Source organism: Amycolatopsis sp. SID8362, assembly GCF_010550475.1.
GTDB classification, from domain to species: Bacteria; Actinomycetota; Actinomycetes; order Mycobacteriales; family Pseudonocardiaceae; genus Amycolatopsis; species Amycolatopsis eburnea.
Genome location: NZ_JAAGNB010001238.1, coordinates 1 through 2,783 on the forward strand (window position 1 = coordinate 1; position 2,783 = coordinate 2,783).

The 2,783-nt window shown below is 73.3% G+C and carries 4 protein-coding genes; all 4 read right to left on the bottom strand.

The window, feature by feature from the left end; genetic code table 11:
- The coding region (locus G3I65_RS38510) for a response regulator transcription factor (protein ID WP_160700455.1) at positions 1-395 on the bottom strand (395 nt) is incomplete at its 3' end.
- 47 nt (positions 396-442) lie between these two features.
- On the bottom strand, positions 443-1,114 hold the full coding sequence (locus G3I65_RS38515; protein WP_160700456.1) for an IclR family transcriptional regulator: 672 nt from the start codon (positions 1,112-1,114) through the stop codon (positions 443-445).
- A 156-nt stretch (positions 1,115-1,270) separates the two neighbouring features.
- Complete coding sequence (locus G3I65_RS38520) at positions 1,271-2,083, bottom strand: sugar phosphate isomerase/epimerase (RefSeq protein ID WP_160700457.1); 813 nt, start codon at positions 2,081-2,083, stop codon at positions 1,271-1,273.
- Positions 2,083-2,783: DUF993 family protein (locus G3I65_RS38525; protein WP_160700458.1), on the bottom strand; the 701-nt coding region annotated here is incomplete at its 5' end. The genes G3I65_RS38520 and G3I65_RS38525, both read right to left, overlap by 1 nt.

A 2,783-nucleotide genomic window follows, 5' to 3' on the forward strand; every position in this document is an offset into this window, starting at 1 on the left:
CCGACGGTCACCGGCGGCCGGGCCCCGGCGGGCGCGCCGCGGCGCAGGTGCGCGCGCACCCTGGCCAGCAGCTCGCCCAGCCGGATCGGCTTGGTGAGGTAGTCGTCGGCACCGGCGTCGAGGCCGACGACGACGTCCATCTCCTCCTGCCGGGCGGTCAGGATGACCAGCACGGCGGCGGGCAGCGCGCTCCGCAGCCGGCGGCACACCTCGACGCCGTCGAGGTCGGGCAGGCCGAGGTCGAGCAGCACGAGGTCGAATTCCCCGGTGTCGGCGGCCTGCAGGGCCGTCCGCCCGTCCCGCCGCCAGCACACTTGGTACCCGTGCAGGCGCAGGGTCGATTCGAGCACGCTGCCGATCGCCGCGTCGTCTTCCACCACCAGCAGGTTCGGCATGCCGGGCAGCCTAACCAACGGCGGGCCGGATTCCGGACGACTGTGGCCTATTCCGTCCGGGTGCCGAGCCCGATCTGCGATATCCGCTGCGAACCGCCGGCGACGGCTTCGGTAAACGCAGCGACCTCCGCCGGCCCGAACCGGCTGGTGGGACCGGTGACGGCGAGCGCCGCCAGCACCCGCCCGTCCCCGTCGAGCACCGGCGCGGCAACACTGGACGCGCCGGTCTCCGGCTCACCGTGGCTGACGGCGGCCCCCTCGGCCCCGTCGAGCACCCGCCCGGCGGCCCCGAACCCGAGCGGCAGCTCGTCCCCGACCCGCCCGACGTGCCGGATCGCCAGCGGCCCTTCCTGCTGGGCCACGCAGACCACCACTGACGTGCTGCGGACGTAGAGGTTCACGGTCTCCCGGCATTCCCGCGCGAGGTCCCGCAGCACCTGGCGGACCGGCTCGGGCAGCTGCCAGGCGGTGTTCGCCAGCTGCGCCCACCGCAACATCCCGGGCCCGACGGTGATCCGCCCGTCCGGCCGCGTCCAGAGCAGTCCCCGCTGTTCACAGGTGGCGACGAGCCGCAGCACGGTGGTCTTGGCCAGGCCGCTCGCGGCGGTGAGATCCTTGACCGCCCAGGTCCGGCGGTGTTCGGTGAAGAGAGCGAGCAGATCGAACGCGCGCAGCACGCTGCGGACGGCGCCGTCGTCGCCTTGCTGTTCCGTCGTCATCGCGCGACCTCCCCAAGTCCGCTGGACGGACCAAGTGTACCGCGCTGCGGACCGGTGCGGGTGGTCCTGATGACGTGAATGACTCATTCATGTCGTCCGGCGACAGGAATGAGTCATTCACGTCGTTTCCGCCGGGCCAGGTGTCGCGGCCCGGGCTCAGGCCACGTGGCGCTCGAAGGCCGCGATCGTCTCCGCCAGTACCTCCGCACCCGGCCGCGCCCACAGCTCGGCGTTGAACACCTCGACCTCGATCGGCCCGTCGTACCCCGCCGCCTCGACGCAGGACCTCAGGTGCCGGTGGTCGACCGGCCCATCCCCGGGAAGAGCCCGGCCCAGCAGCGGGTCCGGCAGCGGCACCAGCACGTCGCACACGTGGAACCCCGCGATCCGCCCGGCCGCCGCGGCGATCGACGACTCGATCCGCGGGTCCCACCAGACGTGGAACTCGTCCACGATCACCCCGACCTGCTCGGGCGGGTGCTCGGCCGCGATCGCCAGCGCCTGGTCCACAGTGGACAGCACCGATCGCTCCGCGCACTGCATCGGGTGCAGCGGCTCCAAACCGAGCCGCACCCCGCGTGAACCCGCGTACGGGGCCAATTCGCCGACGGCGTCCGCGACGCGCTGGCGAGAGCCGGCCAGGTCGCCGTCCGCGACACCGCCGACCACCAGCACGAGCACGTCGGCGCCGAGCGTGGCCGCTTCGTCGATCGCCTCGCGGGTCTGGGTCACACCGTCCACAGGGAACCCTTCCGGGGTCAAGCCGGTGAAGAACCCGCCGCGGCACAACGAAGACACCCGGACGTCGTGCTCCTTGAGCAGCCGCGCGGTTTCGGCGACGCCGGTTTCGGCGACCTTGTCGCGCCACAGCCCGATCCAGCCGACGCCCGCCGCCGCGCAGCCCGCCACCGCTTCGGGGAGGGACCAGGACTTCGTGGTGATCTGGTTGAGGCTGAGCCGCTCGTCCATCACGCCACCCCGGCGGCCCGCAGCAGCGGCCGCATCCGGGCGGTGGCCAGGTCGGGGTCGGCCAGCGCGCCCGCTTCGTCGGCGAGCCGCAGCAGCGTCGCGAGGTGGGTGATCGTGCGGGCCGACTCCTGGCCGGCGATCATCCGGAAGTGCCGCTGGTGGCCGTTCAGGTACGCCAGGAAGACGACGCCGGTCTTGTAGTGCCGGGTCGGCGCGCGGAAGATTTCGCGCGACAGCGGCACGGTGGGGTCGAGCCTTGCGTGGAACCCGGTGCGGTCGCCGTCGTCCAGGTGACGCAGCGCCGCCGCGGCCACCGGGGCGATCGCGTCGAAGATGCCGAGCAGGGCTTCGCTGTGGCCGTGCTCGTCGCCCGCGATGAGCCCGGGGTAGTTGAAGTCATCGCCGGTGTAGCAGGCGACGCCCGCGGGCAGCGCGCGCCGGAACTCCGTCTCCACGTCGGCGTCCAGCACCGAGACCTTCACCCCGGCGATCGTGCCGGCGTGTTCGGTGCAGAGCGCCGCCAGTTCGCGGGCGGCCGCGCGCACGTCGTCGTGGCCCCAGTAGCCGGCCAGCGCCGGGTCGAACTGCTCGCCCAGCCAGTGCAGCAGCACCGGCCCGCCCGCCTCGGACAGCAGCTTCCCGTACGCCGCGTGGTAGTCGGCCGGCCCGGTGGCCGCGGCGGCGAGCGCCCGGCTGGCCA